Origin of the sequence: Pukyongiella litopenaei (assembly GCF_003008555.2) — a bacterium.
GTDB classification, from domain to species: Bacteria; Pseudomonadota; Alphaproteobacteria; order Rhodobacterales; family Rhodobacteraceae; genus Pukyongiella; species Pukyongiella litopenaei.
Genome location: NZ_CP027665.1, coordinates 989576 through 1014201, shown reverse-complemented (window position 1 = coordinate 1014201; position 24626 = coordinate 989576). Strand labels below are relative to the sequence as shown.

General features: G+C 66.6%; 22 protein-coding genes. 18 read left to right on the top strand and 4 right to left on the bottom strand.

The window, feature by feature from the left end; genetic code table 11:
• Positions 1-13: 13 nt before the first annotated feature.
• Genes C6Y53_RS05020 through C6Y53_RS04980 form a run of 9 tightly spaced genes read left to right on the top strand, consistent with a single transcriptional unit; the run spans position 14 to position 9322 of the window.
• Positions 14-460, top strand: a complete 447-nt coding sequence (locus C6Y53_RS05020; RefSeq protein WP_106471435.1) for a cupin domain-containing protein — start codon at positions 14-16, stop codon at positions 458-460.
• Between the two features lie 10 nt (positions 461-470).
• Positions 471-1958: a flavin-containing monooxygenase gene (locus tag C6Y53_RS05015; protein WP_106471434.1), complete on the top strand. Its 1488-nt coding sequence runs from the start codon at positions 471-473 to the stop codon at positions 1956-1958.
• 50 nt (positions 1959-2008) lie between these two features.
• Positions 2009-3145 carry an ABC transporter substrate-binding protein gene (locus C6Y53_RS05010; RefSeq protein WP_106471433.1) on the top strand — a complete coding sequence of 379 codons (1137 nt, stop codon included), beginning with the start codon at positions 2009-2011 and terminating at the stop codon, positions 3143-3145.
• Between the two features lie 54 nt (positions 3146-3199).
• The gene (locus C6Y53_RS05005) at positions 3200-4120 is read left to right on the top strand and encodes a branched-chain amino acid ABC transporter permease (RefSeq protein ID WP_106471432.1); all 921 of its coding nucleotides are present in this window, start codon (positions 3200-3202) and stop codon (positions 4118-4120) included.
• Positions 4117-5100, top strand: coding sequence for a branched-chain amino acid ABC transporter permease (locus C6Y53_RS05000; RefSeq protein ID WP_106471431.1), 984 nt, complete (start codon positions 4117-4119; stop codon positions 5098-5100). Before C6Y53_RS05005 ends, C6Y53_RS05000 begins: the two co-directional genes overlap by 4 nt.
• Positions 5093-5842, top strand: coding sequence for an ABC transporter ATP-binding protein (locus C6Y53_RS04995; RefSeq protein ID WP_106471430.1), 750 nt, complete (start codon positions 5093-5095; stop codon positions 5840-5842). The genes C6Y53_RS05000 and C6Y53_RS04995 overlap by 8 nt, the downstream gene beginning before the upstream one ends.
• Entirely contained in the window at positions 5839-6528 is a 690-nt protein-coding gene (locus C6Y53_RS04990) for an ABC transporter ATP-binding protein (RefSeq protein WP_106471429.1), read from the top strand. The genes C6Y53_RS04995 and C6Y53_RS04990 overlap by 4 nt, the downstream gene beginning before the upstream one ends.
• Positions 6529-6548: 20 nt before the next feature.
• On the top strand, positions 6549-6980 hold the full coding sequence (locus tag C6Y53_RS04985; protein WP_106473964.1) for a RidA family protein: 432 nt from the start codon (positions 6549-6551) through the stop codon (positions 6978-6980).
• On the top strand, positions 6977-9322 hold the full coding sequence (locus C6Y53_RS04980; RefSeq protein ID WP_106471428.1) for an oxidoreductase: 2346 nt from the start codon (positions 6977-6979) through the stop codon (positions 9320-9322). The genes C6Y53_RS04985 and C6Y53_RS04980 overlap by 4 nt, the downstream gene beginning before the upstream one ends.
• 22 nt (positions 9323-9344) lie before the next feature.
• Here the strand turns inward: C6Y53_RS04980 and C6Y53_RS04975 are convergent, their stop codons facing one another.
• The 3 genes from C6Y53_RS04975 to C6Y53_RS04965 form a co-directional block, all read right to left on the bottom strand.
• Positions 9345-9656: an ETC complex I subunit gene (locus C6Y53_RS04975; RefSeq protein ID WP_106471427.1), complete on the bottom strand. Its 312-nt coding sequence runs from the start codon at positions 9654-9656 to the stop codon at positions 9345-9347.
• 81 nt (positions 9657-9737) lie between these two features.
• Complete coding sequence (locus C6Y53_RS04970) at positions 9738-11087, bottom strand: TrkH family potassium uptake protein (RefSeq protein WP_106471426.1); 1350 nt, start codon at positions 11085-11087, stop codon at positions 9738-9740.
• Between the two features lie 2 nt (positions 11088-11089).
• On the bottom strand, positions 11090-11764 hold the full coding sequence (locus tag C6Y53_RS04965) for a potassium channel family protein (RefSeq protein WP_244614944.1): 675 nt from the start codon (positions 11762-11764) through the stop codon (positions 11090-11092).
• A 141-nt stretch (positions 11765-11905) separates the two neighbouring features.
• On the opposite strand from C6Y53_RS04965, the gene uvrB reads away from it, so the two are divergent.
• A complete protein-coding gene (uvrB, locus tag C6Y53_RS04960; protein ID WP_106471425.1) occupies positions 11906-14098 on the top strand; it encodes an excinuclease ABC subunit UvrB in 2193 nt (730 codons plus the stop codon).
• Positions 14099-14142: 44 nt separating this feature from the next.
• Here the strand turns inward: uvrB and C6Y53_RS04955 are convergent, their stop codons facing one another.
• Positions 14143-14829, bottom strand: a complete 687-nt coding sequence (locus C6Y53_RS04955) for a GntR family transcriptional regulator (RefSeq protein WP_106471424.1) — start codon at positions 14827-14829, stop codon at positions 14143-14145.
• A gap of 121 nt (positions 14830-14950) precedes the next feature.
• On the opposite strand from C6Y53_RS04955, the gene ilvC reads away from it, so the two are divergent.
• The 8 genes from ilvC to C6Y53_RS04915 all read left to right on the top strand — a co-directional run bounded on the left by ilvC (position 14951) and on the right by C6Y53_RS04915 (position 24389).
• Positions 14951-15940 (top strand): ketol-acid reductoisomerase, encoded by a 990-nt coding sequence (gene ilvC, locus C6Y53_RS04950; RefSeq protein ID WP_211299459.1) that lies wholly within the window; start codon positions 14951-14953, stop codon positions 15938-15940.
• A 50-nt stretch (positions 15941-15990) separates the two neighbouring features.
• On the top strand, positions 15991-17154 hold the full coding sequence (locus C6Y53_RS04945; protein WP_106471422.1) for a TAXI family TRAP transporter solute-binding subunit: 1164 nt from the start codon (positions 15991-15993) through the stop codon (positions 17152-17154).
• 62 nt (positions 17155-17216) lie between these two features.
• Complete coding sequence (locus tag C6Y53_RS04940; protein WP_106471421.1) at positions 17217-19253, top strand: TRAP transporter permease; 2037 nt, start codon at positions 17217-17219, stop codon at positions 19251-19253.
• A gap of 72 nt (positions 19254-19325) precedes the next feature.
• Positions 19326-20138: a CoA transferase subunit A gene (locus C6Y53_RS04935; protein WP_106471420.1), complete on the top strand. Its 813-nt coding sequence runs from the start codon at positions 19326-19328 to the stop codon at positions 20136-20138.
• Positions 20135-20911: a CoA transferase gene (locus C6Y53_RS04930; protein ID WP_106471419.1), complete on the top strand. Its 777-nt coding sequence runs from the start codon at positions 20135-20137 to the stop codon at positions 20909-20911. Before C6Y53_RS04935 ends, C6Y53_RS04930 begins: the two co-directional genes overlap by 4 nt.
• Positions 20908-22125 carry a CaiB/BaiF CoA transferase family protein gene (locus tag C6Y53_RS04925; protein ID WP_106471418.1) on the top strand — a complete coding sequence of 406 codons (1218 nt, stop codon included), beginning with the start codon at positions 20908-20910 and terminating at the stop codon, positions 22123-22125. Before C6Y53_RS04930 ends, C6Y53_RS04925 begins: the two co-directional genes overlap by 4 nt.
• Positions 22126-22215: 90 nt before the next feature.
• Positions 22216-23766 carry an acetolactate synthase large subunit gene (locus C6Y53_RS04920; RefSeq protein ID WP_106471417.1) on the top strand — a complete coding sequence of 517 codons (1551 nt, stop codon included), beginning with the start codon at positions 22216-22218 and terminating at the stop codon, positions 23764-23766.
• A 53-nt stretch (positions 23767-23819) separates the two neighbouring features.
• Positions 23820-24389 (top strand): peroxidase-related enzyme, encoded by a 570-nt coding sequence (locus tag C6Y53_RS04915; protein ID WP_106471416.1) that lies wholly within the window; start codon positions 23820-23822, stop codon positions 24387-24389.
• Positions 24390-24626: the final 237 nt, after the last annotated feature.

Here is a 24626-nt window from a genome sequence, read left to right as displayed (position 1 = left end):
AGGGAGGAACGACATGAACGAAACTCAGGGCATCACGCCGGCCGCATCCGGGCTCGGTGACGTGTCATGGAACGTGGTCGGGCATACCTATACGCCCAAGCTGCATTCCGACAACGTGTTCATCTGGCACGCGACCGTTCCGGCGGACACGTTCGTGCCGCCGCATGTGCATCCGACCCAGGACGAATGGATCTACATGCTGACCGGCGAGATGGAGGTCGAGTTCGGCGCCGAGGTCCACAAGGCCGGGCCGGGCGACACGATCCGGATGCCGCGCGGCATCGCGCACGGGATCTTCAACCGGTCCGGCGCCGAGGCCACCTGCGTCTTCGGCGTGGCGCCCGCGCGCAAGCTCTTTGACCTGTTCGGGGTGCTGGACGGCGTGACCGACCCCCAGGAACTGGTGCGGCTGTCGGCCCTGCACGAGGTCGATTTCCTGCCGCCGCCGGATGCGGGCTGAGGGCGGGCCGATGGCAAAGCGCAAGACAGTTGCGGTGATCGGCGGCGGGGTGTCGGGCCTGGCGGCAGCCAAGGCGTTCGACGAGCGCGGCCACCGCGTCATCGGGTTCGAGCGGACCCATGATTTCGGTGGCGTGTGGGAACCTTCGCGGTCCTATCCCGACGTGCAGACCCAGAGCCCCAAGGATCTCTATCGCTTTACCGACCTGCCGATGCCGGACAGCTATCCGGAATGGCCCAAGGGACCGCAGGTGCACGCCTATCTGCACGCCTATGCCGACAAGCACCGGCTGGGCCGCCTGTTCCGCCTGAACAGCAATGTGGTGACGATGGACCGGCGCGCCGACGGGCAGCCGGGCTGGACATTGACCATCGAGGAGGCCGGGCAGACCCGGCAGGAAGAATTCGATTTCGTCGCCGTCGCCACGGGCCAGTTTTCCGACAAGAACATCCTCAGCTTTCCGGGGCAGGAGGCGTTCATCGCCCGGGGCGGGCAGGTGATGCACAGTTCGGATTACTGCGATCCCGAACAGGCGCGGGGCAAGCGCGTCGTGGTGTTGGGCGGTTCGAAATCGGCCACCGATCTCGCGGTGAACGCGGCCCGCAACGGCGCGGCGCAGGTCACCATGGTCTATCGCGAAAATGTCTGGCGGCTGCCCTATTTCATCGGCGGGATAAACTTCAAGCACCTGCTCTACATGCGGGCGCAGGAATCGCAGTTCAACGGCTGGGGCCGCTCCGGGCTGACGCGCGCCGTCGCGGCGATCACCAAGCCGCTGGTCTGGGCCAATTTCCGCGGGCTCGAAACCATGCTGAAACTGCAGCTGGGCCTGAAGAAATGGGACATGGTGCCCGACAGCCCGATCGAAAAAGAGGCCTCCTGTTCGCTGCCGATCGTGACGCCGGGGCTGTTCGAGGGCTTTCGCGACGGGTCGATCCGGCCCGTGCGCGGCACATTCGAGCGGTTCGAGGGCGATGGCGTGGTGCTGTCGACCGGCGAAACCGTAGGCTGCGACGTGGCCGTGCTGGCGGTGGGCTGGAAGCTCGGCGTGCCGTTTCTGCCCGAAAAGCACCGTGCCCGCCTGATCGAGCCGGACGGGCAGTATCGCGTCTACCGGCTGTCGGTGAACCCGGACCTGCCCGACATGGGCTTCATCGGTTTCAACTCCAGCTTCTGCACGGTCCTGTCGGCGGAAATGATCGCCAACTGGCTGGTGCGCTATGCGGATGGCAAGCTGGCCAACCAGCCCGGCGAGGACGACATGCGCGCCAATATCGACGCGATGCTGGACTGGCGCCGCCGGGAACGTCCCGCCGCGCAGGTCTATGGCGGGCTGTGTTCGGCCCCGTTCCATTTCCGTCATTTCGACGAATTGCTGGCCGACATAGGTGCCACGACGCGCAAGCGCGCCAACCCGCTGGCCGAGCAATTTTCCTACCCCGACGCGGGCGCCTATGGAACCTTTCTGGCATCTGCACCACAGTATGCCGCACAATGAACCGGGCGGCCCGGCAAGGGCCGTCCATTGATAACAGGGAGAAAGAAAAGATGTCTGCAAAAGGACTTGTTGCTTCGCTCGCGATCGGGATGATCGCGTCGATGGCCACCGCCGAACCGGTCAAGGTCGGCATGATCACCACCTTGTCTGGCGGCGGCGCCAGCCTCGGCATCGCCGTGCGTGACGGGTTCATGCTGGCGGTGAAACAGGCGGGAAATCCCGATCTCGAGGTGGTGATCGAGGATGACCAGCGCAAACCCGATATCGCCGTGCAACTGGCCGACCGGATGATCCAGTCGGAAAAGGTGGATATCCTGACCGGGATCATCTGGTCCAACCTGGCGATGGCGGTGATCCCCGCCGCGACCGGGCAGGGAAAATTCTACCTGTCCCCGAATGCCGGGCCGTCGGCGCTGGCCGGCAAGGGATGCAGCCCGCTCTATTTCAACGTCGCGTGGCAGAATGACAATCTGCACGAGGCCGCGGGCGCCTATTCCAGCAACGCGGGCTACAAGAACAGCTTCATCCTCGCGCCGAACTACCCGGCCGGGCAGGACGCGCTGGCGGGTTACAAGCGGACCTACAAGGGCGACATCGCGGGCGAGCTGTTCACCAAGCTGGGCCAGACCGACTATGCGGCGGAACTGGCGCAGATCCGGGCCTCGGACGCGGACAGCGTGTTCTTCTTCCTGCCCGGCGGGATGGGAATCTCATTCCTCAAGCAATATGCCGACAGCGGCATCGGCCTGCCGGTGGTCGGCCCGGCCTTCAGCTTCGACCAGGACATCCTGCAGGCGATGGGCGACGCGGCGCTGGGCGTGCATAACACCAGCCAGTGGAACAAGGACCTGGACAATCCCGCGAACGCCGCCTTCGTCGAGGCTTTCGTGGCCGAATACGGCCGGTTGCCGTCGCTCTATGCGAGCCAGGGCTATGACACGGCCAACCTGATCCTGTCGGCGATGGCCAAGGCGGACGTGAAGGATGCCGATGCCTTCCGCGCCGCGCTGGAGGCGGCCGAGTTCGACAGCGTGCGCGGCGATTTCGAGTTCGGGCCGAACCATCACCCGGTGCAGGACATCTATGTGCGTGAAGTGATCAAGGAAGGCGATGTGCTGACCAACCGCATCGTCGGCACGGCGCTCGAAGACCACGCCGACGCCTATGTGTCCGACTGCAAGATGTAAGCAACCGGCGGCGCGGGGCAGGGTCCCGCGCCGCCCTGCGGAACCCATCCTGACATGACCACGATTCTGCTTATCGAACAGATCCTGAACGGGCTGCAGTTCGGGGTGATGCTGTTCCTGACCGCCGCCGGGCTGACGCTGGTGTTCGGCGTGATGGGGCTGATCAACCTCGCGCATGGATCGCTGTTCATGATCGGGGCCTTTGCCGCCGCCGCGGTGGCCGGGGCCACCGGGTCGTTCCTGCTGGCGAGCGCCGCCAGCATCGCCGCCGCGGCCGCCGCCGGGGCGGTGGTCGAGATCGCGGTGATCCGGCGGCTCTACGGGCGCGACCATCTGGACCAGGTACTGGCCACCTTCGCGCTGATCCTGATCTTTTCCGAGGGCACGCGCTGGCTGTTCGGATCCTCGCCGCTGTTTTTGGACGTTCCGTCCTGGCTGTCCGGGCCGGTGACCCTGCCAGGCGGCATCCTCTATCCGCTCTACCGGCTGGTGCTGATCGCGGTGGGCCTCGTGATCGCCGCCGGGCTGTTCCTGCTGATATCGCGCACCCGGCTGGGCGTGCGCATCCGCGCCGGCGAGGCCGACCGCGAGATGATCGCGGCGCTGGGCGTCGACATTTCGAAACTCTACACGGTGGTGTTCGCGCTGGGCGCGGCGCTGGCCGGACTCGCGGGGGCGCTGGTGGGCGCGATCCAGTCGGTCCAGGTCGGCATGGGCGAGCCGGTGCTGATCCTGGCCTTTGTCGTGATCGTGATCGGCGGCATCGGGTCGATCAAGGGGGCGCTGGTGGGCGCGATCCTCGTCGGGTTGACCGATACGCTGGGCGGCGTGCTGCTGCCGGAGCTGTTCCGGCTGTTCATGGACAACGCGGCGGCCACCGCGACGGGGTCGGCGCTGGCGACGATGCTGATCTACATCCTGATGGCGGTGGTTCTGATCCTGCGGCCCACCGGACTCTACGGGGAACGGGCATGACACGCGAGACGCTGACAAACACCGCGCTGGCGCTGGCGCTGCTGGCGGTGCCGCTCTGGGCCTGGGCCGCGGACGAGCCGTTCATCATCACGATGGCGACCAAGGTGGCGATCCTGGCGCTGGCCGGCGTGGGGCTGAACATCGCGCTCGGGCTGGGCGGGCTGGTCAGCCTGGGTCACGCGGCGTTCTTCGGTATTGGCGGCTATGCCATGGGCATCCTGGCCAGCCACGCGCAGACCTATGCGCCGCTGACGGAATGGCCGCTGCTGATCGAGGGCACCAAGTCGATGCCGGTGATCTGGCTGGTGGCGGTCGCCTTTTCGGCGCTGGCGGCGCTGCTGATCGGGGCGCTGAGCCTGCGGACATCGGGCGTCTATTTCATCATGATCACGCTCGCCTTCGGGCAGATGCTCTATTACTTCGCGATCAGCTGGCCCGCCTATGGCGGCGAGGACGGGTTGTCGATCTACCTGCGCAATTCCTTTCCCGGCCTGAACACGCTCGACCCGATCCAGTTCTTCGCGCTGGCCTATGCGCTGCTCTGCGCCGGACTGTGGCTGGCCGCGCGGCTGGCGGCGTCGCCTTTCGGACTGGCGCTGAACGCGGCGCGGCAGGCACCGGCGCGGGTCGAGACCGTGGGCATGGTGCCCTATCGGCTGCGGCTGACGGCCTTTGTCATCTCGGGCGCGGTCACCGGGCTGGCGGGCGCGCTGTTCGCCGATCTCAACCGGTTCGTCAGCCCGTCCATGTTCAGCTGGCAGACCTCGGGCGAAATCATGGTGTTCCTGATCCTTGGCGGCACCGCGCGGCTGTTCGGTCCGGTGGCGGGGGCGGCGGCCTTCATCATCCTGGAACAGGTGCTGGGCGGGCTGTCGGAATACTGGCACGTCTATCTGGGCCTGCTGCTGCTGGCGGTGGTGCTTTATGCGCCGGGCGGGCTGATCGGCGCGCTGGCGGGACGGGAGCGGCGCCATGACTGACACGGTCCTGTCGGTAGAGGGCATCTGCAAGAGTTTCGGGGCGCTGAAAGCGTCCGATGATGTGAGCCTGGATCTGCGGCCCGGCGAAATCCATGCGCTGATCGGGCCGAATGGGGCCGGGAAATCGACGCTGATCGCCCAGATCGCGGGCGGGCTGAAACCCGATGCGGGACGGGTGCGGTTCCTGGGCCGCGACGTGACCGCGCTGGATACGGTGCAGCGGGCGCGGCTCGGGCTGGGGCGCACGTTTCAGATCTCGGCGCTGGCGATGGAGGATACGGTGCTGCAGAACGCGATGCTCGGTGCGCTGGGCGCGCAGGGCAGGCCATTCCGGTTCTTCCGCCCGGTGCTGCGCGATACCGCCCTGCGCGAGGTGGCGGAATCCGCGCTGGACCGGGTCGGGCTGGCCGACCGGGCCGCCATGCGCACCGCCGATCTCAGCCATGGCCAGCGCCGGCAGCTGGAGGTGGCGGTGGCGCTGACGCTTTCGCCCCATGCCTTCCTGATGGACGAACCGATGGCCGGGCTGGGCGCCAGCGGGTCGAAACGGCTGACCGAGTTTCTCGACGGGCTGCGCGCGCAGGCGCCGATCCTGCTGGTCGAGCATGACATGGACGCGGTGTTTGCGCTGGCCGACCGGATCAGCGTGCTGGATTACGGCCGCATCATCGCCACCGGAAACGTGGACGAGATCCGCACCCATCCGGATGTGCGCCGCGCCTATCTGGGGGATGAGGCATGAGCCTGCTGTCGCTGTCCGAGGTATCGGCATTCTACGGGGCCAGCCAGGCGCTGTTCAAGGTGACGCTGCGCGTGAACGAGGGCGAGGTCCTGGCACTGCTGGGGCGCAATGGCATGGGCAAGAGCACGACCATCCGCACGCTCTGCGGGCTGGTCCCGGCGGCGGGCGGCGAAATCCGGTTCGACGGCCATGACCTGCGCCGCCTGCCACCGCACCGGGCGGCGCGGCTGGGCCTGGGCCTGGTGCCCGAGGGGCGGCGCTGCTTCGCGGGGCTGACGGTCGAGGAAAACCTGACCGCCGCGGCCCGGCCCGGCCCGTGGGACATGACGCGGCTGGTGCGGCTGTTCCCGCGGCTCGGCGAGCGGCGCGGACAGTTGGCCGAAAAGCTGTCGGGCGGCGAACAGCAGATGCTGGCGATCGGGCGGGCGCTGATGACCAACCCGCGGCTGCTGCTGCTGGACGAGGCGACGGAGGGGCTGGCCCCGATCGTCCGGCAGGAGATCTGGGCGGCCATCGCCACGCTGAAACGCGACAGCGGGCTGTCGATCCTGCTGGTGGACAAGTCGCTGCGCGAATTGAGGCAGGTGGCGGATCAGGCGGTGGTCCTGCAACGGGGAGAAACCGTCTGGCATGGACCGATGGCCGATCTCGGTGCCGAAATCACCGACCGCTACCTGGGAGTTTGACCGGCAACAAGGAGGCCGACATGACGCATCGTATTATCCACCCCGACGGCTGGGCCCAGGCAAAGGGATATGCCAACGGGATTCTGACCGAGGCCGGCGAGCTCCATGTCGGCGGCCAGATCGGATGGACCGCGCAGCAGGTGTTCGAGAGCAAGGATTTCATCGGCCAGATGGAACAGGCGCTGCGCAACGTGCTGGATGTGGTCGAGGCCGCGGGCGGGCAGGCCGCCGACATCACCCGGCTGACCTGGTATGTGACCGACAAGCGCGAATATCTCGACCGCCAGCGCGAGGTGGGCGAGGTCTATCGCCGGGTGCTGGGGCGCCATTTCCCGGCCATGACCATGGTGGTGGTCGCCGGGCTGATCGAGGATGAGGCGCTGATCGAGATCGAGGCAACGGCGGCGATCGCCGGGGCGGCGGGCGCCGCCGGGCAGGGGGTCGGGGCATGAAGATCACGGTTGTCGGGGGTGGCCCCGGCGGGCTCTACACGGCGCTGCTGACGAAAAAGGCCCGGCCCGACTGGGATGTCGAGGTCTTTGAACGCAACCGCGCCGATGACACGTTCGGGTTCGGCGTGGTGTTTTCCGACGAGACGCTGGACGAATTCCTGAGCCGCGACAAACCCGTGTTCGAGCGGATCCGCGACCGGTTCGCCTATTGGGATGACGTGGCGATCCACTTCAAGGGCCAGGAAATGCGGGTGGCGGGCAACGGGTTCTGCGGAACCTCGCGCCATACCCTGCTGAACATCCTGCAGGGCCGCTGTGCCGAACTGGGGGTCCGGATGGAGTTCGGCGTGGACATCGATCCCGCCACCCTGAAAACCCGGTTCGCCGACAGCGACGTGATCGTGGCCGCCGACGGCATCAACTCGGCCATCCGCGACCATCACCGCGATGCGTTCCGGCCCAGCCTGTCGTGGAAGTCCAACCGGTTCTGCTGGATGGGATCGACCCGCCCGATGGGCGAATTCAACTATTTCTTCAAGCAGACCGACCACGGCCACATGGTTGCGCATTGCTATCAATACGAAGGCGACCATTCCACCTGGGTCTTCGAGATGGACGAGGAGACCTGGACCGGCCACGGGTTCGAGGAGTTCGACGAAGAGGGATCGAAGGCCCGGCTCGAGGCGATCTTTGCCGATGAATTGCAGGGCCATCCGCTGTTGCTGAACCGGTCGAACTGGCGCAACTTTCCGCGGATCTTCTGCGAAACCTGGTATCACGACAACATCGTGATCCTGGGCGACGCCAAGGCCAGCGCGCATTTCTCGATCGGATCGGGCACGAAACTGGCGATGGAATGCGCCATCGCGCTGTCGGATGCGCTGCTGGAGCATGCCGAAACGGATGTGCAGGCCGCCTTTGCCGCCTATGACGAGGAGCGCCGCACCCCGTGCCAGATCATCCAGCACAATGCCGATGTCTCGCTGGCCTGGTTCGAGCACATGAACCGGTCCTGGGACATGGACCCCTACCAGTTCGCCATGGTGGTGATGTGCCGTGCCAAGTCGATCACCTATGATAACCTGATCGTCCGCGACCCGGATTTCGTGCGCCGTGCGGATGACGAATGGTATGCCCGCCACCTGGCCGATACCGGCGAGGATCTCCGCGACACCCGTCCGACGCCGATGTTCTCGTCGTTCCGGCTGCGCGGGATGGAGCTTGCCAACCGCGTGGTGATGTCACCGATGGCGCAGTATTGCGCCGACCGCGACGGAAACCCGACCGACTGGCACAAGGTGCATTACGGCGGTCACGCCCGCGGCGGCATGGGGCTGATCTTTACCGAGATGACCTGCCCGTCACCCGAGGCGCGCATCACGCTGGGCTGCCCGGGCATGTGGACCGGCGAACAGGAACGGCGCTGGGCCGATATCGTCGATTTCATCCATGCCAATTCGGCCGCGAAGGTGGCGATGCAGCTGGGCCATTCCGGGCGCAAGGGATCGACCCAGCTGGGATGGGAACGGATGGATCATCCGATTGCCGAGCCGGGCGACAACTGGCCGCTGGTGTCGGCCTCGCCGCTGCCGTGGTTCGACGGCGAAAGCCAGGTGCCGGCGGAACTGGACCGCGCCGGGATGGACCGGATCCGCGCCGATTTCGTGCAGGCGACCGAACGGGCCGCGCGGGCCGGGTTCGACATGCTCGAACTGCATTGCGCCCACGGCTATCTGCTTGCCTCGTTCCTGTCGCCGCTGACCAACCGGCGCGACGACGCCTATGGCGGGACGGTCGAGAACCGGCTGCGGTTCCCACTCGAGCTGTTCGCGGCGATGCGGGCCGCCTGGCCCGGGGACCGCCCGATGTCGGTGCGCCTCTCGGGCACCGACTGGCATGACGGCGGGCTGAGCGAGCCGGACCTGATCACGATCGCGCAGGCGTTTCACGACGCGGGGTGCGACCTGATCGACGTGTCCGCCGGGCAGACGGTGCCAGACCAGGCCCCGGTCTATGGGCGCATGTTCCAGACCCACCTGGCCGAAACGGTCCGCAACGTGCCGAGGCTGGCGACGATGGCCGTGGGCGCGATCACCGAAGCGGCACAGGTGAACACGATCCTGCACACCCGCCGCGCCGATCTGGTGGCGCTGGGACGGCCCCACCTGTGGAACCCGTTCTTTACCCATCAGGCCGCGGCCTGGTACGGCGCGCGCAATGACCGGTCATGGCCCAAACAGTATCTGTCCGGTGCCGCGCAGGCCTTCCGGGAAACCGAGAAGACCCGCCAGAAGATGCTGGAGTTGCAGCGAAAGGCCAAGCCCGGCCAGCACGGCCGCTAGGCGCGGTGTGGCCGCCGGCGGCTCAGTGGGTCCAGGGGCCGCGACGGTCGGTGGCGAAGTTTTCGCCATAGCCGCGGGGGCGGATATTGACCTGGCGGGGCTTGGGGTCGATCACCTGCGCGTCGATGCCGTGGGCATGGGCATAATCCAGCGCGGCCTGCTTGCTTTCGAACCGCAGCCGCACCTGCGTCTGGGTGTCCTGCGAGGATGTCCACCCCATCAGCGGGTCGATCTCGCGGCGGCTGGCAGGCGCATAGTCCAGAACCCAGTTCCGGGTCCTGGCCGTCCCTGACTGCATGGCGTTTCGGGCCGGACGATAGATACGTGCGCGCATTGGCTCTCTCTCGCTGTTTGGCCCACATATCCTAGATTTGCAGCCTCCGGGCAAGCCGCGAATTGGTCGCAGCGTGCCGCGTCATCCCAGATAGACCTCGCCCGCGGGATAGCGCACCCGCGGCACGCTGCGCGTCGCCAGGAAGAACCCCAGCGTCAACGGCCCGACCCGGCCCACGAACATCACCGCCATGATCAGCGCCCGGCCGATCCCGTCCAGTTCGGCGGTCGCGCCCCGGCTCAACCCGACGGTGCCGAAGGCCGAGGTGACCTCGAAGGCGAGGTCGAGAAACTCGCCGTCATGCGAGATCGAGATCAGGAAGAAACCGGTCAGCATGATGACGACGGAGATCGTCGTGAGCGCCATCACCTTCATCATCTCCTCGATGCCCAGCGACCGGCCAAAGGCGTTGAGTTCGGTCCGGCGGCGGAAGAACGCGATCGTCGCCAGCAGCAGGACGATCACGGTGGTGACCTTGATGCCGCCGGCGGTCGAGGTGCTGCCGCCGCCGATCACCATCAGGGTCATGACCATGATGGTGGTGCTGTCATGCATCCCGCCCATGTCGAGCGTGTTGAACCCGGCGGTGCGCGGCGTCACCCCCTGGAACCAGCTGGCCCAGAGCCGGGCGCCGGTGCTGTCCAGCGCGCCCAGCGTGGCGGGGTTGTTCCATTCCAGCGCGGCGAACCCCAGGCCGCCCACCGCGATCAGCGTCGCGGTCCCGGCCAGCATCAGCTTGCTGTGCACCATCAGCCGGGACCAGCGCCGTTTCTGCCAGAGATCGCCCAGCACGATGAAGCCCAGCCCGCCGAGGATGAACAGCAGCGGTATCGCGAGGTTGATGACCGGGTTGCCGACCCAGTGCGCCAACCCGTCGGGAAACAGCGCGAACCCGGCATTGTTGAAGGCCGAGACCGAGTGGAAGACGGAATGCCAGCCACCTTCGGCCCAGCCGAACTCGGGCACGAAGACGGTGGCCAGGACAACCGCGCCCGCCGCTTCGCAGGCCAGCGCGACTGCGGCGATCACCCGCAACAGCCCCATCAGGTTGCTGACCGAGGTCTGGTTGACCTCTTCGCGCAGCACCAGACGGTGCGGCAGGCCGATCGGGATACCCAGCGCCGAAACCAGCAGCACCGCGAATGTCATCAGCCCAAGGCCGCCGAGCTGGATCAGGACCGCGATCACGATTTCGCCGAACAGGGTGAAGGTGCTGCCCACGTCCACCAGCGACAGGCCGGTCACCGTCACCGCCGAGGTCGAGGTGAACACCGCCGCGCCCCAGCTGAGCGGCTGCACATGCGACACCGGCAGCCACAGCAGGAACGCCCCGGTCAGCACCGCCGCGAGATAGAACAGCGCCAGCGTCAGCGGCGGCGGTAGGCGCCACAGCAACGCGGCGCGGCGTCCCGATGGCCAACGCTTGCGCATCGTCAGAGCGACGCGGCGAAGTCGCGCAGGTCCTTGCGCTGACCGAGAAAGACCAGGCGGTCGTCCGGGTTGAGCTGGCAATCCGCGTCGTCGCTGCCCACGAATTCCGATCCGCGCATCACCGCGAGACAGCGCAGGCTGAATGCGCTGGCATGGTTCAGCTCGGACAGCCGGCGGCCCTCCAGCGCCTCGGGGGTGCGGAAATGCACCACCAGGTATCCGTTGCCGAGGCTGACATAGTCCCGCACCATCGGGTTGTTCAGAACCTGCGCGATCTGCTGGCCCACCTCTTCCTCGGGGTGGATGACGCGATCGACGCCCAGCCGGCTGAGAATGCGGTGATGGGTGCGGCTGGTCGCCTTGGCCCAGACCAGCGGTACGCCGACCAGCTTCAGGTTCATCGCCGCCAGGACGCTGCTTTCCACATCGGAGCCGATGGCGACCACCGCCGCGCAGCAATCGCCGATGCCCGCTTCGCGCAGGGCCGCGTCGTCCCGCGCATCCGCGATCAACGCCTGATCCAGCCGTTCAACATAGGAGCCGACCAGATCCCGGTCGACATCCAGCCCGATCACATGATTGCCCAGCCGCACCAGTTCCGAGGCCACCGTGCCGCCGAAATTGCCCAGCCCGATCACGGCAAAGGTCCGGTTTCGCGATAACTTGAATTTGCCCACGCGCCTTGTCACCCGACAGTTCAGTGCCGCAGGCAGGTTAGACACAGCCGGAGCGCTCTGCCAAGCCCGACATCGCGGCGCGCCGGGGTTGAACTGTCTCCGAAACCGGCCAAGATCGGCACAGGAAAGGAATCCCGCCCCATGCCCCATGCCCATACCGACCGCTCCGCGCCGACACCGATAGGGCCGGGTGACGCCCCGCGCGAAAAGCTCGAGGGCGGCAAGCGATTCGTGATGCATACCGAGTTTGCGCCCGCCGGGGACCAGCCCGCCGCGATCGACGAGATCAGCCGCGCGGTCCTGGACGGGGAACGCAACCAGGTGCTGCTGGGGGCCACCGGCACCGGCAAGACCTTTACCATGGCCAAGGTGATCGAGGAAACCCAGCGCCCGGCGATCATTCTCGCGCCCAACAAGACCCTGGCGGCGCAATTATACGGGGAATTCAAGGGGTTCTTTCCCGACAACGCCGTCGAGTATTTCGTCAGCTACTACGATTACTACCAGCCCGAGGCCTATGTGCCGCGCTCGGACACCTATATCGAAAAGGAATCCCAGATCAACGAACAGATCGACCGGATGCGCCATTCGGCCACGCGGGCGCTGCTGGAACGCGATGACGTGATCATCGTGGCATCGGTGTCCTGTATCTATGGGATCGGATCGGTCGAAACCTACGGCGCGATGACGCAGGACCTGAAGGTCGGCAAGACCTATGACCAGCGGCAGGTGATGGCGGACCTGGTGGCCCAGCAATACCGCCGCAACGACCAGGCCTTCCAGCGCGGCAGTTTCCGGGTGCGCGGCGACAGCCTGGAGATCTTTCCCGCCCATCTCGAAGACCGCGCGTGGAAGCTCAGCTTCTTCGGCGAAGAGCTCGAGTCGATCACCGAGTTCGACCCGCTCACCGGCGAAAAGACCGATACGTTCGAGCAGATCCGCGTCTATGCCAATTCGCATTACGTCACGCCGAAACCGACCATGCAGCAGGCGGTCATCGGTATTCGCAAGGAGTTGCGGCAGCGGCTCGATCAGCTGGTCGGCGAAGGCCGGCTGCTGGAGGCGCAGCGGCTGGAGCAGCGGACCAATTTCGATCTCGAGATGCTGGAGGCGACCGGCGTCTGCAACGGCATCGAGAACTATTCGCGCTATCTGACCGGCCGGGCGCCGGGCGAACCGCCGCCGACCCTGTTCGAATTCATCCCCGATCACGCCATCGTCTTTGCCGACGAATCCCATGTCAGCGTGCCGCAGATCGGCGGCATGTATCGCGGCGACTACCGGCGCAAGTTCACGCTGGCCGAACATGGATTCCGGCTGCCCTCCTGCATGGACAACCGGCCGCTGAAATTCGAGGAATGGGACGCGATGCGGCCGCAATCGGTATTCGTGTCGGCCACGCCGCAGAACTGGGAACTGGACCAGTCCGGCGGCGTGTTCACCGAACAGGTGATCCGGCCCACGGGGCTGCTCGATCCCGAGGTCGAGATCCGCCCGGTCGAAACCCAGGTCGACGACCTGCTGGACGAGGTCCGCCGCGTCACCGCCGCGGGGTATCGCACGCTCGTCACCACCCTGACCAAGCGCATGGCCGAGGACCTGACCGAGTATCTGCACGAACAGGGTATCCGCGTGCGCTACATGCATTCCGACATCGACACGCTGGAGCGGATCGAGATCCTGCGCGACCTGCGGCTGGGGGCCTTCGACGTGCTGGTGGGCATCAACCTGTTGCGCGAGGGGCTGGATATTCCCGAATGCGGGCTGGTGGCGATCCTCGACGCGGACAAGGAAGGGTTCCTGCGGTCCGAAACCTCGCTGATCCAGACCATCGGTCGCGCGGCGCGCAACGCCGACGGCCGGGTGATCATGTATGCCGACCGGGTGACCGGCAGCATGGAACGCGCGCTCGGCGAAACCAACCGCCGCCGCGAAAAGCAGATGGCCTACAACACTGAACACGGCATCACCCCCGAAACGGTCAGGAAGAATGTCGAGGACGTGCTGTCGGGGCTCTACGAGGGCGATACCGACATGGCGCGTGTCACCGCCACGGTGGACAAACCCCTGCATGGCGCCAATCTCGAAACCGTGCTGGATGGCATGCGCACCGACATGCGCAAGGCGGCGGAGAACCTGGAATTCGAAGAGGCGGCCCGGTTGCGCGACGAGATCAAGCGGCTGGAAGCGGTCGACCTGGCGGTGGCCGACGACCCGATGGCGCGGCAATGGGCGGTGGAAAAGGCCGGCGACGAGGCAAAGCGCGCGCGCGGGCGGTCCACCGCCGGGCGACCGGGCCAGCGCGGCGGCAACGTGAAACGCAAGCGGCGATAGCGTCCGCGACACCCCGCCTGCCAGCCGCCGGGTGGCGGTGGCCGTTACTCGGTCAGATGCGGCGATTGCGCGGCAAAGCGCTGGATGGCGGCTTCGACATGGCCCCGGCAGGCCGCGCGCAGGGCCTCGATATCGCGCCGTTCCAGCGCGTCCACGATGGCGTCATGTTCCCCGACGACCTGCGCATAGCGGTCGCGCGCGTGATGGCGCTTCAGGCGCATCACTTGCAGCAGCACGCCGGTCTGGCGATAGCGGTCCGAGACCACCGCATTTCCGGCCAGGTCGATGATCGTGTTGTGGAACCGGGCGTCGAGCGGAAGAAAGCCGCGGATCATCTCTTCGGTATCGGCCTGGTCGCTCAGCCGCCGCATTTCGGCGTTGAGCGCGCGCAGGGTCCGGACGGCATCCGTGCCGACATTGGCGACGATCTCGGTCGCGCAGCCCACTTCGAGCGCGAGCCGGAACCAGAAATTCTGGACCGTTCGTTCCGGGTCGATGGTGCTGACAAAGGTTCCGCTGCGCGGTTTCACCTCGATCATGCCGTTTTCGATCAGCCGCTGGATCGCTTCTTTCACCGGCGTCTTGCTGACACCCATGTCGGTGGCCATTTGCGTCAGGTCCAGCCGCGCCCCCGGCGCCAGCGCGCCGCTGAGGATTAGCTCCAGAAGTTTCTCATAGACCTGATCCCGGATCGAACTGCTGTCGATCTTCATCGCCGGTGAATTCTGCATCCTTGCCTCGAACTGTGCTGGGCCTGGCGATCGCCAGGTGGGTGAAGTTTAGCTTGACTCGGTTGCCATGATAACCCTAAGAAATCTGAAATATCAGATTTCAAATGAGGGCGATCACGAAATGGCAAACTGGTACTTCGACAAGGACGCGGACCTCGCCTGGGTTGAGGGAAAGACCATCGGCATCTTCGGATATGGCAACCAGGGGCGCAGCCAGGCGCTGAACATGCGTGATGCCGGTCTGAACGTGATCGTCGGGTCCCGCAGCGACGATTCGGCCCGGAAATCCCGTGACGACGGGTTCGAGACCCTGCCGCTGGCCGAGGCCGCGGAAAAGGCCGATGTGCTTTTCATCCTGGTGCCCGACGAGGTGATGCCGCAGATCTACGAGGAAAGCCTCGCGCCGGGGTTGAGCGCCGGGAACACGCTCGTCTTTGCCAGCGGCTACAACATCCATTTCAAATACATCCAGCCGCGTGCGGACGTGAACGTGATCATGATCGCACCGCGCATGGTGGGGCAGGGCGTGCGCGACACGGTTGTCGCGGGCACCGGGTTCCCCAGCCTCGTTGCGGTTCACCAGGATGCCGACGGCAGCGCCGCGAAAACGATGCTCGGCCTGTCGCGGGCCATCGGATCCACCAGGATGGGCGTGATCGAATCGAGTTTCGAGGAGGAAACGATCGTCGATCTGTTCCACGAACAGTTCGGGTCGCTGCACGCCATCCGCCGCGCGCTGGAAGTGCTGACCGAGGCCGGGTGCAGCCCCGAGGCCGCGATGCTCGAGATGTATGCCTCGGGCGAGGTACGCGAGATCGGCCAGTATTATGTCGATCACGGCCTGTTCGGGCAGCTCAAGCTGCATTCGCGGACCAGCGAATACGGCCAGCTCGTCTATGCCCGCGGCAAGCCCGAGCAGGAGGAGGCGCACAAGAACCAGCTTCGCGCCATTGTCGAACGGATCCGCGATGGCAGTTTCGCGCGGGAATGGACCGAGGTCCAGGCCAATGGCATGACCGCGATGAAAGAGGCGCAGGAAGAAATCGAAAACCATCCGATGATGGTCGAGGAACGCAAGCTCTACGAACGGCTGGGGCGGTTTTCGTCCTGATACCGGGCTGCGGACGGGCCGGGCCGCATGTTTACTGAGGAGGAGAAACGATGAAACACCTATTCGCAGGGCTTGCCCTGAGCGGTCTGGCGGGAACCGCCGCGCTGGCGGTCGACGGCACGCTGCCGAACCAGCTGGCGATCACGTCCTACGGCACCGGGTCGTCGGGCTACAACCAGTCGGTGGCGATCGGCGCGGCTCTGCAGGACAAGCGCGGCGTCAACCTGCGCATCCTGCCCGCCAAGAACGATGTCGCCCGGACCGAGCCGCTGCGCCAGGGCAAGGTCGATTTCTCGATGAACGGCGTCGGCGGCACCTTCATGGCACAGGAAGGCGTCTACCAGTTCGGCGCGAAGTCCTGGGGTCCGCTGCCGATCCGCGCGCTGGCCTCGAACAACAGCGGGACGGTCGGCATCTCGCTGGGCGTCGCGGCCGAGGTCTGCGAGAAGGTCGGCAAACCCGGATGCGAAGGCTTTACCTATGCCGACCTCAAGGGCATGCGCGTGGCCTGGCTGAAGGGGGCGCCGTCGATGAACGTCAACGCCCAGGCCTACCTGGCCTATGCCGGGCTGACGATCGACGATGTGGAACTGGTGGAATTCGGCGGCTTCGGCCCGTCTTGGAAGGGCATGGTCGATGGCAGCGTCGATGCGGCCATCGCCTCGACAAGCTCGGGCAAGGGCTATGAGGCCGCCAGCGGCCCGCGCGGGCTGTTCTGGCCCGAGATCGACCCGGACAACGCCGAGGGCCTGACCCGGATGCAGGAAATCGCGCCGTTCTTTGCCCCGATGACGGCCAAGGTCGGGGCCACCATCGACGGCACCGACGGGGTGCGCACCGCCGGCTATGCGTTCCCGGTCCTGATGACGCTCGCCGATCGCGATGCGGACCTGGTCTATGGCGTCACCAAAGCGATGTTCGAGCTCTACGACACCTACAAGGGCACATCGCCGGGTATCGATGGCTGGTCGCTGGATCATCAGGCGCTGGAATGGGTGGTGCCCTATCACGACGGCGCGATCCGGTATTTCCGCGAGGCCGGTGTCTGGACCGAGGCGCATGACGCCCACAACGCCCGCCTGATCGAACGCCAGAAGGTCCTGAGCGACGCCTGGGCGGCACAGCAGGCCGAAAACCCGGCGGACTGGGACGCGGTTTGGCCCGAACGGCGCCGCGCGGCATTGCAGGCGGCAGGCTTTCAGGTCTTCTACTGATACGCCGGACCGTTTCGGGGGCGTCGAGCCCCCGAAACCCAATTCAGATCGGAACATTCCCAATGCCTGAGACCGTTCAAAGCGCCGGGGCCGGTGCGTCGGGGCCGAGCCCGGCCAGCACGGGCAGCACCGTCCTCGATGCGGAACTGACGACCGCCAATCTGCGCCTGGACGGCGTTCTGCGGTGGTATGTGATCGCGGCGACGCTGGGCGCGGTCCTGCTGTCGGTGAACCAGCTGTTCAACTTGCGGCTGGGCAACTACACCATGCTCGAGGGGCAGTATCTCTACCTGCTGGCCGGGGTGTTCCTTTCGATTGCCTTCGTCTGTTTCCGGATCGACGGCAAGGCGTCGGCGCGGGCGCCGTGGTATGACTGGTTGCTTGCGCTGGTGTCGCTGGTGGTGGCCGCGTTTTTCGCCGCGACCGCGAATGAAAGCCTCGACAGCGGCTGGGAATACGCGGCCCCGCCCTCCGCGGTCTGGTTCTCGGTCCTGTTCTACGGCCTGATCCTCGAGGCCACGCGCCGCGCGGGGGGCTGGGTGCTGTTCGCGATCGTCGGGGTGTTTTCGCTCTATCCCACCTTCGCCGGGTCGATGCCCGACCCGCTCTCGGGGTTCCAGAGCCCGTTTCTCGATCTCGTTCCCTATTTCATGATCTCGTCCGAGGCCTCCTTCGGCATCCCGATGAACGCGTTTGGCAATCTCGTCATCGGCTTCGTCCTTTTCGGCGCGATCCTGCAATTCACCGGCGGCGGCAAGTTCTTCAACAACCTCGCGCTGGCGCTGGTCGGCCAGTTCCGCGGCGGGGCGGCCAAGGTGGCGATATTCGCATCGGGTTTCATGGGGTCGATGTCGGGGTCGGTGATCTCCAACGTGCTGACCACCGGCGCGGTGTCGATCCCGGCGATGAAGCGCACCGGGTTTTCGGCCCGCTATGCCGCCGCGACCGAAGCCTGCGCCTCGACCGGCGGCGTGCTGATGCCGCCGATCATGGGGGCCACCGCCTTTGTCATGGCGGCCTGGCTGTCGCGGCCGTATGTCGAGATCATGATGGCGGCGGCGGTGCCGTCGCTGCTCTACTATTTCGGCCTGTTCGTGCAGATCGACGCCTATGCCGCGCGCAACGGCCTGCGAGGGCTGCCGCGCCAGGATCTGCCCCGGCTGGGCGAGACCATGCGTGGCGGCTGGCAGTATATCGCGGTGTTTGCGGTGCTGATCTTCCTGATGGTCGCGTTCCGGTGGGAAACCACCGCGCCGTTCTATGCCATCGTGCTGCTGCTGGTGATCAACCAGCTGTCGCGCAGGGACCGGTTTTCGCGCGATGCGTTTCTCGACATGATCGTGTCGGTCGGGCGCACCCTGGCCGAACTGACCGCCATCGTCCTGGGGATCGGGATCATCGTCGGCGCCTTCCAGGCAACCGGGCTGACCGGGCCGCTGGCGACCGAGCTGATCTTCATCGCGGGCGACAACCTGTTCGTGCTGCTGGTCATGGGGGCGATCACCAGTTTCGTCTTCGGCATGGGGATGCCGGTGACGGCCTGCTACATCTTTCTCGCCGTGGTGCTGGCACCGACGCTGGTGCAGGCGGGGCTGAACGAACTGGCAGTGCACCTGTTCATTCTCTATTGGGGCATGGTCAGTTTCATCACGCCGCCGGTCGCCATCGGCGCATTCGGGGCGGCGACGCTGGCCGGCGCGGCGCCGATGCGCACCGGGATCGAGGCCATGCGCCTGGGCGGGGTGATCTATATCGTGCCGTTCTTCTTCGTGCTCAACCCGGCGCTGATCGGCGAAGGGACCGTGCCCGAGATGATCGTTATGTTCCTCGGCGCGCTGATCGGCATCTGGCTGATCTCGGCGGCGCTGCAGGGCTATGTCAGCTTTTTCGGGCCGTTGCCGCAGGGTGTCGCGGGCGCTGTGCTGCGCCTGCTGCTCTTTGCCGGCGGGATGCTGATCGCGGCACCCGTAGGGGGCGCCTTCAGCCTGCTGCATCTCGGGGTGACCGGCGCCGGCGTGGCGCTGGCGACCCTTCCCGCGATCGTTGCGCGGCGGACCCGACACCGGGTATCGGGGACCGGCCAGCCCGTCGCGCAATAGTGACTGCGCGGGGCTGGCGCAATCTGGACCGGTCGGCCGACATGGCACCGGGTATCGAGCGAGGGGGGCATCATGCAGGATGATCTGGACAAGCTGGCGGCGCAGATCCTGCCGGGCATGCGGGTCGCGGTGCCGGTCGATTACGGCGGGGTGCCGATGGCCCTGACGCGGCGGGTGATCGCGCAAGGGACGGCGAAAGACCTGCACCTGGTCTGCGTGCCCACCGGCGGGCTGCAGGTCGACATGCTGATCGGCGCCGGGATGGTGGCGACCGTCGAGACCAGCGCGGTCTCGCTTGGCGAGGCCGGCGGCGCGCCGAGGTTCAACGCGGCCGTGCGCGCGGGCGACATTCGCATTCTGGACGCGACCTGCCCGGCGATCCATGCCGGGCTGCTGGCGGCGCAGAAGGCGGTGCCGTTCATGCCGATCCGCGGGTTGCTGGGCTCGGACGTGCTGGACCGCCGCCCGGACTGGACCGTGATCGACAATCCGCTGGCAGGCGGCGGCGATCCGATCGTGCTGATCCCGGCGATCCATCCCGATATCGCGGTGTTCCACGCTCCCATGGCCGACCGGGCGGGGAATGTGTGGATAGGGCGGCGGCGGGAACTGGCGGCGATGGCCTATGCCGCGCGCAGCACGCTGGTGACGGTCGAACGGATCGTGGAAACCGACCTGATGGCCGACGAAACGACAGCGGCGGGCACATTGCCGGCGCTTTATGTAACGGATGTGGCAGAGGCCAGACGCGGGGCGTGGCCGCACGGGTTGTGGGGGGAACACGATCCCGACACGGGTGAAATGCACCGCTACGCCGCCGCCGCCCGAACGCCCGAGGGATTTGCCTCCTACATGGCCGGAACCACGCCGGAGATGTCGGCATGACCCGGCCCGCCACCGCCCGCGAGACCCTGATCACCTGCATCGCCCGCCTGCTGCAAGGCACCCGCCATGTGGCCGTGGGCGCCGCGTCGCCGATCCCCGCCGCCGGCGCCATGCTGGCCCGGGCGCAGGCCGAGGCGGCGGGCGCGCCGCCGCTGCGCATCTCGATCCTGGGGTCGGTCGCGCATAACTTCTTTACCAACGGGTCGGCCGAACTGTTCGACTGCGCGGGTCAGGGGCGGATCGACGCCTTTTTCCTGGGCGGAGGGCAGATCGACGGGGCGGGCAATGTCAACCTGGTCGGTGTCGGCGATTACCCGCAGACCAAGGTGCGCTGGCCGGGGTCGTTCGGCTCGGCCTACCTGTATTTTACCATTCCCCGCGTGATCCTGTTCCGCGAAGAGCATACGCCCCGGGTGATGGTCGACAAGGTCGATTTCGTCAGCGCCCCGGGAACCAGCGCGCCGGGGATCTGGCGCAAGGGCGGGCCCCATGCGCTGCTGACCAGCCGGGGGCTGTTCTCGTTCGATGCCGACCGGCCCGGTTTCCGGCTCGAAAGCCTGCACCGGGGCCAGTCGCTGGCGGGGATCACCGCGGCCACCGGCTTTGTTTTCGAACATGACGACACGCCGCCCGAGACAACGCCGCCGGATGGCTCGACCCTGGCGCTGATCCGGGGCAGGGTGCTGGACGAATTGCAGGAAACCTATCCCGGTTTCGCCGCGACGCTGCGGGCCGGGATCGAGGAAGGCGCACAAGAGGAGCCCACGCCATGACCGAGCCGACCGAACCGACCGGATCGCTTTCGCATCTCAGGGTGATCGACGCCAGCCGTGTGCTGGGCGGGCCCTATGCCGGCCAGATCCTGGCCGATCACGGCGCCGATGTCATCAAGGTCGAACCGCCCGCGGGCGACGAAACGCGCGGCTGGGGGCCGCCGTTCCTGGAGGACACGGCCAGCTATTTCCTCGGCGTGAACCGCAACAAGCGGGGCATGGCGCTGGACCTGTCGAAACCGGCGGGGCAGGAACTGCTGTCGCGGTTGCTCGACGATGCGGATGTGCTGATCGAGAATTTCAAGACCGGCACGCTGGACAAATGGGGGCTGTCGCATGCCGAGATCGAACGCCGTTTCCCGCGGTTGATCCATTGCCGGGTATCCGGGTTCGGCGCCGATGGTCCGATGGGCGGATTGCCCGGGTATGATGCGGCGATCCAGGCCAGTTGCGGCATCATGAGCGTGAATGGCGACAAGGGCGGCGACGGGCTGCGGGTCGGGCTGCCGGTGGTCGATCTGGCAACCGGGCTGAACGCCGTGATCGGCATCCTGATGGCGCTGGCCGAGCGCGAACAAAGCGGCAGGGGCCAGTTCGTCGAGACCGCGCTCTACGATTGCGGAATGTCCCTGCTGCACCCGCATCTGCCCAATTACTACCTCTCGGGCAAGGTCGCCGAACCATCCGGCAACGCGCATCCGAACATCTCTCCCTATGACACGTTCGCCACCCGGACCGAGCCTCTGTTCCTGGCGGTGGGAAACAACCGCCAGTTCGCCACGCTCTGCCGGGTGATCGGTCGCCCCGACCTGCCCGGGGATCCGCGGTTTGCCGACAACAGCGACCGCAACCGGAACCGCGACGCGCTCAAGGCCGAACTGGAACGGGCGATGCGCGGCCATGACTGCGCGGAGCTGGCCGATGAGCTGATCCAGGCCGGCGTGCCCTGCGGTGCGGTGCGCCCCATCGACCGGGTGGTCGATGACGCCCATACGCGGCACCGCGAGATGGTCGTCGATATCGGCGCCTATCGCGGCACGGGCAGCCCGATCAAGCTGTCGCGCACGCCCGCCTCCTACCGGCGCGCGCCGCCGGGCTTTGCCGAGCATAGCCGCGAGATCCTGCAATCGCTGGGCGTGGATCCGGCGGAGTTTCCCGGCGCGGTTCCCGATGTGGTTCCCGGTGCGTTTCCCGGCGGCGGGAAAGGCGGCTGAGATCACCGTTGACCGCAGGCGGGCCGCCCCGCCTGTTGCCCGATGCCCGTCGCGGCTGCGCGACCTTCCAACCTGATGACGAGGACGACCATGAACGGCGCTGACCTGCTCTGCGAAACCCTGCTGGCCAACGACATAGACACCTGTTTCGCCAATCCCGGCACCTCCGAGATGCATTTTGTCGCGGCGCTGGACCGCCAGCCGCGGATGCGCTGCGTGCTGGGGCTGAGCGAGGGCGTGGTCACCGGTGCCGCGGACGGGTATGCGCGCATGGCCGGGAAACCGGCGGCGACGCTGCTGCACCTGGGGCCGGGGCTCGCCAACGGCATCGCCAACCTGCACAATGCCCGCCGCGCGGCTTCGCCGATCGTCAACGTGGTGGGCGATCACGCCACCTATCACCTCGCACTGGACGCGCCGCTGACCTCGGATATCGATTCGCTGGCGCGGCCGGTGTCGCAATGGCTGGGGCGGGCCGAACAGGCGGACCAGGTCGGTGCGCAGACCGCCCGGGCGGTCGCCGCCGCGCGGCAGCGGCCCGGCCATGTCTCGACCCTGATCCTGCACGCGGACGCGGCGTGGAACGAAACCTCGGCCCCCGTTCCCGCGCCTGTAGCACCTGACGCCCCGACCGTCCCGGACGATGCGCGGATCCGCGCGGCGGCGCAGGTGCTGAAATCCGGGCGCAACGTGACCCTGATCGTGTCCGGTGCGGCGCTGATGGCCGGGCCGCTGGACCGGCTGGCGCGGATCGCGGCGGCAACGGGCGCGCGGCTGATGGCCCAGCAGTCGAACGCGCGGATGCAGCGGGGCAGGGGGCGGCCCGATATCGACCGCGTTCCCTATCCGATCGACCCGGCGCTGGCGACATTTGCCGACACCGAGCATGTCATCCTGATCGGCGCCCGCGAACCGGTTGCGTTCTTTGCCTATCCCGGCAAACCGGGCCGATTGCTGCCCGAGGGCTGCGAGGTCCTGACGCTGACGCAGGACGGCGACGATCTGGCGGCCGCGATCGACGCGCTGGCGCAGGAAACGGGGGCCGATGGTGCAACGCTGCCGGATCAACCCGCCGGCCCGCCGCTCGACCTGCCAACCGGGGCGCTGACGCCCGAGGCGATCTTTGTCGCCGCCGCGCGGCACCTGCCCGAGAATGCCGTGATCTGTGACGAAAGCGTTTCGTCGGGGCGCGAATCCTTCCGCTATACCCACGCCGCCGCGCCGCATGATTTCCTGCAACTGACCGGCGGAGCCATCGGCATCGGCATGCCGATGGCCACCGGTGCCGCCATTGCCTGTCCCGATCGCAAGGTCGTGTCGCTTCAGGCCGATGGCAGCGGCATGTACACGGTGCAGGCGCTGTGGACCCAGGCCCGCGAGGCGCTGGACGTGGTCACGGTGATCTTTGCCAACCGGCGCTACCAGATCCTCCATGGCGAATTGCGGAATGTCGGTGCCAATGCACCCGGTGAAAATGCCCGCCGGATGCTGGATCTGGACGACCCGGCACTGAACTGGGTCAGCATCGCCAACGGCATGGGGGTCGAGGCCGCCCGTGCCGAAACCCCGCAGCAATTCGACGATCTTCTGGCGGCGGCCTGCAAACGCAGGGGGCCGTTCCTGATCGAAGCCATGATCTGATCCTACGGGCGCGTTGCCCGATCCCAATCATTCCGACGAGGAGACCACGACCGATGTCCGACCAACCCATCAGCCGCTTTCCGGTTCCCGATCTCGCCGATCTGCCCGACGACATCCGCGCGCGTATCGAGGCAGTTCAGGAAAAGTCGGGCTTCGTGCCCAACGTGTTCCTGACACTGGCCCATCGCCCCGACGAATTCCGGGCCTTCTTTGCCTACCATGATGCGCTGATGGACAAGCCGGGCCCGATCACCAAGGCCGAGCGCGAGATGATCGTGGTCGCCACCAGCAACCTGAACCAGTGCCAGTATTGCGTCGTCGCTCATGGCGCGATCCTGCGCATCCGCGCCAAGGACCCGCTGATCGCCGATCAGGTCGCGGTCAACTATCGCAAGGCGGATATCACGCCGCGCCAGCGCGCGATGCTGGATTTCGCGGTGAAAGTGTCCCGTCACGCCGAAGAGGTGGGCGACGCCGACATGGAGGTCTTGCGCGATCACGGTTTCGACGACGAAGACATCTGGGACATTGCCGCCATCTCGGCCTTCTTCGGCCTGTCGAACCGGATGGCGAATGTGACCAACATGCGTCCCAATGCCGAGTTCTTTGGCATGGCGCGATAGGATGGCGGGCGGCCGCGCCGTAACCGCGATGACCGGTCCGGCCGCCGCTTCATCCCGTCAGGGTCGCCTGCCGGTTTGGATTTCGAATCGTTCAGGCCAACCCGGCCCCTCCGACCAACCGGATTGAGGATATTGCGCAGCGCAGTATGATGCCCGTCACGGCGGTCCACCGGTCTCGCGGTTGGTTTGGCGTCCGGAGACGTGCGGGGGTCGTGCCTGCGCTGCAAAGGTTGGTTG

Bases quoted from the DNA above. Each gene is read 5' to 3' on its own strand.
- C6Y53_RS05015 (WP_106471434.1), top strand. From the start codon at position 471: ATGGCAAAGCGCAAGACAGTTGCGGTGATCGGCGGCGGGGTGTCGGGC.
- C6Y53_RS04975 (WP_106471427.1), bottom strand. From the start codon at position 9,656: ATGCGCGCACGTATCTATCGTCCGGCCCGAAACGCCATGCAGTCAGGG.
- C6Y53_RS05010 (WP_106471433.1), top strand. From the start codon at position 2,009: ATGTCTGCAAAAGGACTTGTTGCTTCGCTCGCGATCGGGATGATCGCG.
- C6Y53_RS04930 (WP_106471419.1), top strand. From the start codon at position 20,135: ATGACCCGGCCCGCCACCGCCCGCGAGACCCTGATCACCTGCATCGCC.
- C6Y53_RS04990 (WP_106471429.1), top strand. From the start codon at position 5,839: ATGAGCCTGCTGTCGCTGTCCGAGGTATCGGCATTCTACGGGGCCAGC.
- C6Y53_RS05000 (WP_106471431.1), top strand. From the start codon at position 4,117: ATGACACGCGAGACGCTGACAAACACCGCGCTGGCGCTGGCGCTGCTG.
- C6Y53_RS04945 (WP_106471422.1), top strand. From the start codon at position 15,991: ATGAAACACCTATTCGCAGGGCTTGCCCTGAGCGGTCTGGCGGGAACC.
- C6Y53_RS04920 (WP_106471417.1), top strand. From the start codon at position 22,216: ATGAACGGCGCTGACCTGCTCTGCGAAACCCTGCTGGCCAACGACATA.
- C6Y53_RS04970 (WP_106471426.1), bottom strand. From the start codon at position 11,087: ATGCGCAAGCGTTGGCCATCGGGACGCCGCGCCGCGTTGCTGTGGCGC.
- C6Y53_RS04915 (WP_106471416.1), top strand. From the start codon at position 23,820: ATGTCCGACCAACCCATCAGCCGCTTTCCGGTTCCCGATCTCGCCGAT.
- C6Y53_RS04955 (WP_106471424.1), bottom strand. From the start codon at position 14,829: ATGCAGAATTCACCGGCGATGAAGATCGACAGCAGTTCGATCCGGGAT.
- C6Y53_RS05005 (WP_106471432.1), top strand. From the start codon at position 3,200: ATGACCACGATTCTGCTTATCGAACAGATCCTGAACGGGCTGCAGTTC.
- C6Y53_RS05020 (WP_106471435.1), top strand. From the start codon at position 14: ATGAACGAAACTCAGGGCATCACGCCGGCCGCATCCGGGCTCGGTGAC.
- C6Y53_RS04995 (WP_106471430.1), top strand. From the start codon at position 5,093: ATGACTGACACGGTCCTGTCGGTAGAGGGCATCTGCAAGAGTTTCGGG.
- C6Y53_RS04925 (WP_106471418.1), top strand. From the start codon at position 20,908: ATGACCGAGCCGACCGAACCGACCGGATCGCTTTCGCATCTCAGGGTG.
- C6Y53_RS04980 (WP_106471428.1), top strand. From the start codon at position 6,977: ATGAAGATCACGGTTGTCGGGGGTGGCCCCGGCGGGCTCTACACGGCG.
- C6Y53_RS04985 (WP_106473964.1), top strand. From the start codon at position 6,549: ATGACGCATCGTATTATCCACCCCGACGGCTGGGCCCAGGCAAAGGGA.
- C6Y53_RS04940 (WP_106471421.1), top strand. From the start codon at position 17,217: ATGCCTGAGACCGTTCAAAGCGCCGGGGCCGGTGCGTCGGGGCCGAGC.
- ilvC (WP_211299459.1), top strand. From the start codon at position 14,951: ATGGCAAACTGGTACTTCGACAAGGACGCGGACCTCGCCTGGGTTGAG.
- C6Y53_RS04935 (WP_106471420.1), top strand. From the start codon at position 19,326: ATGCAGGATGATCTGGACAAGCTGGCGGCGCAGATCCTGCCGGGCATG.
- uvrB (WP_106471425.1), top strand. From the start codon at position 11,906: ATGCCCCATGCCCATACCGACCGCTCCGCGCCGACACCGATAGGGCCG.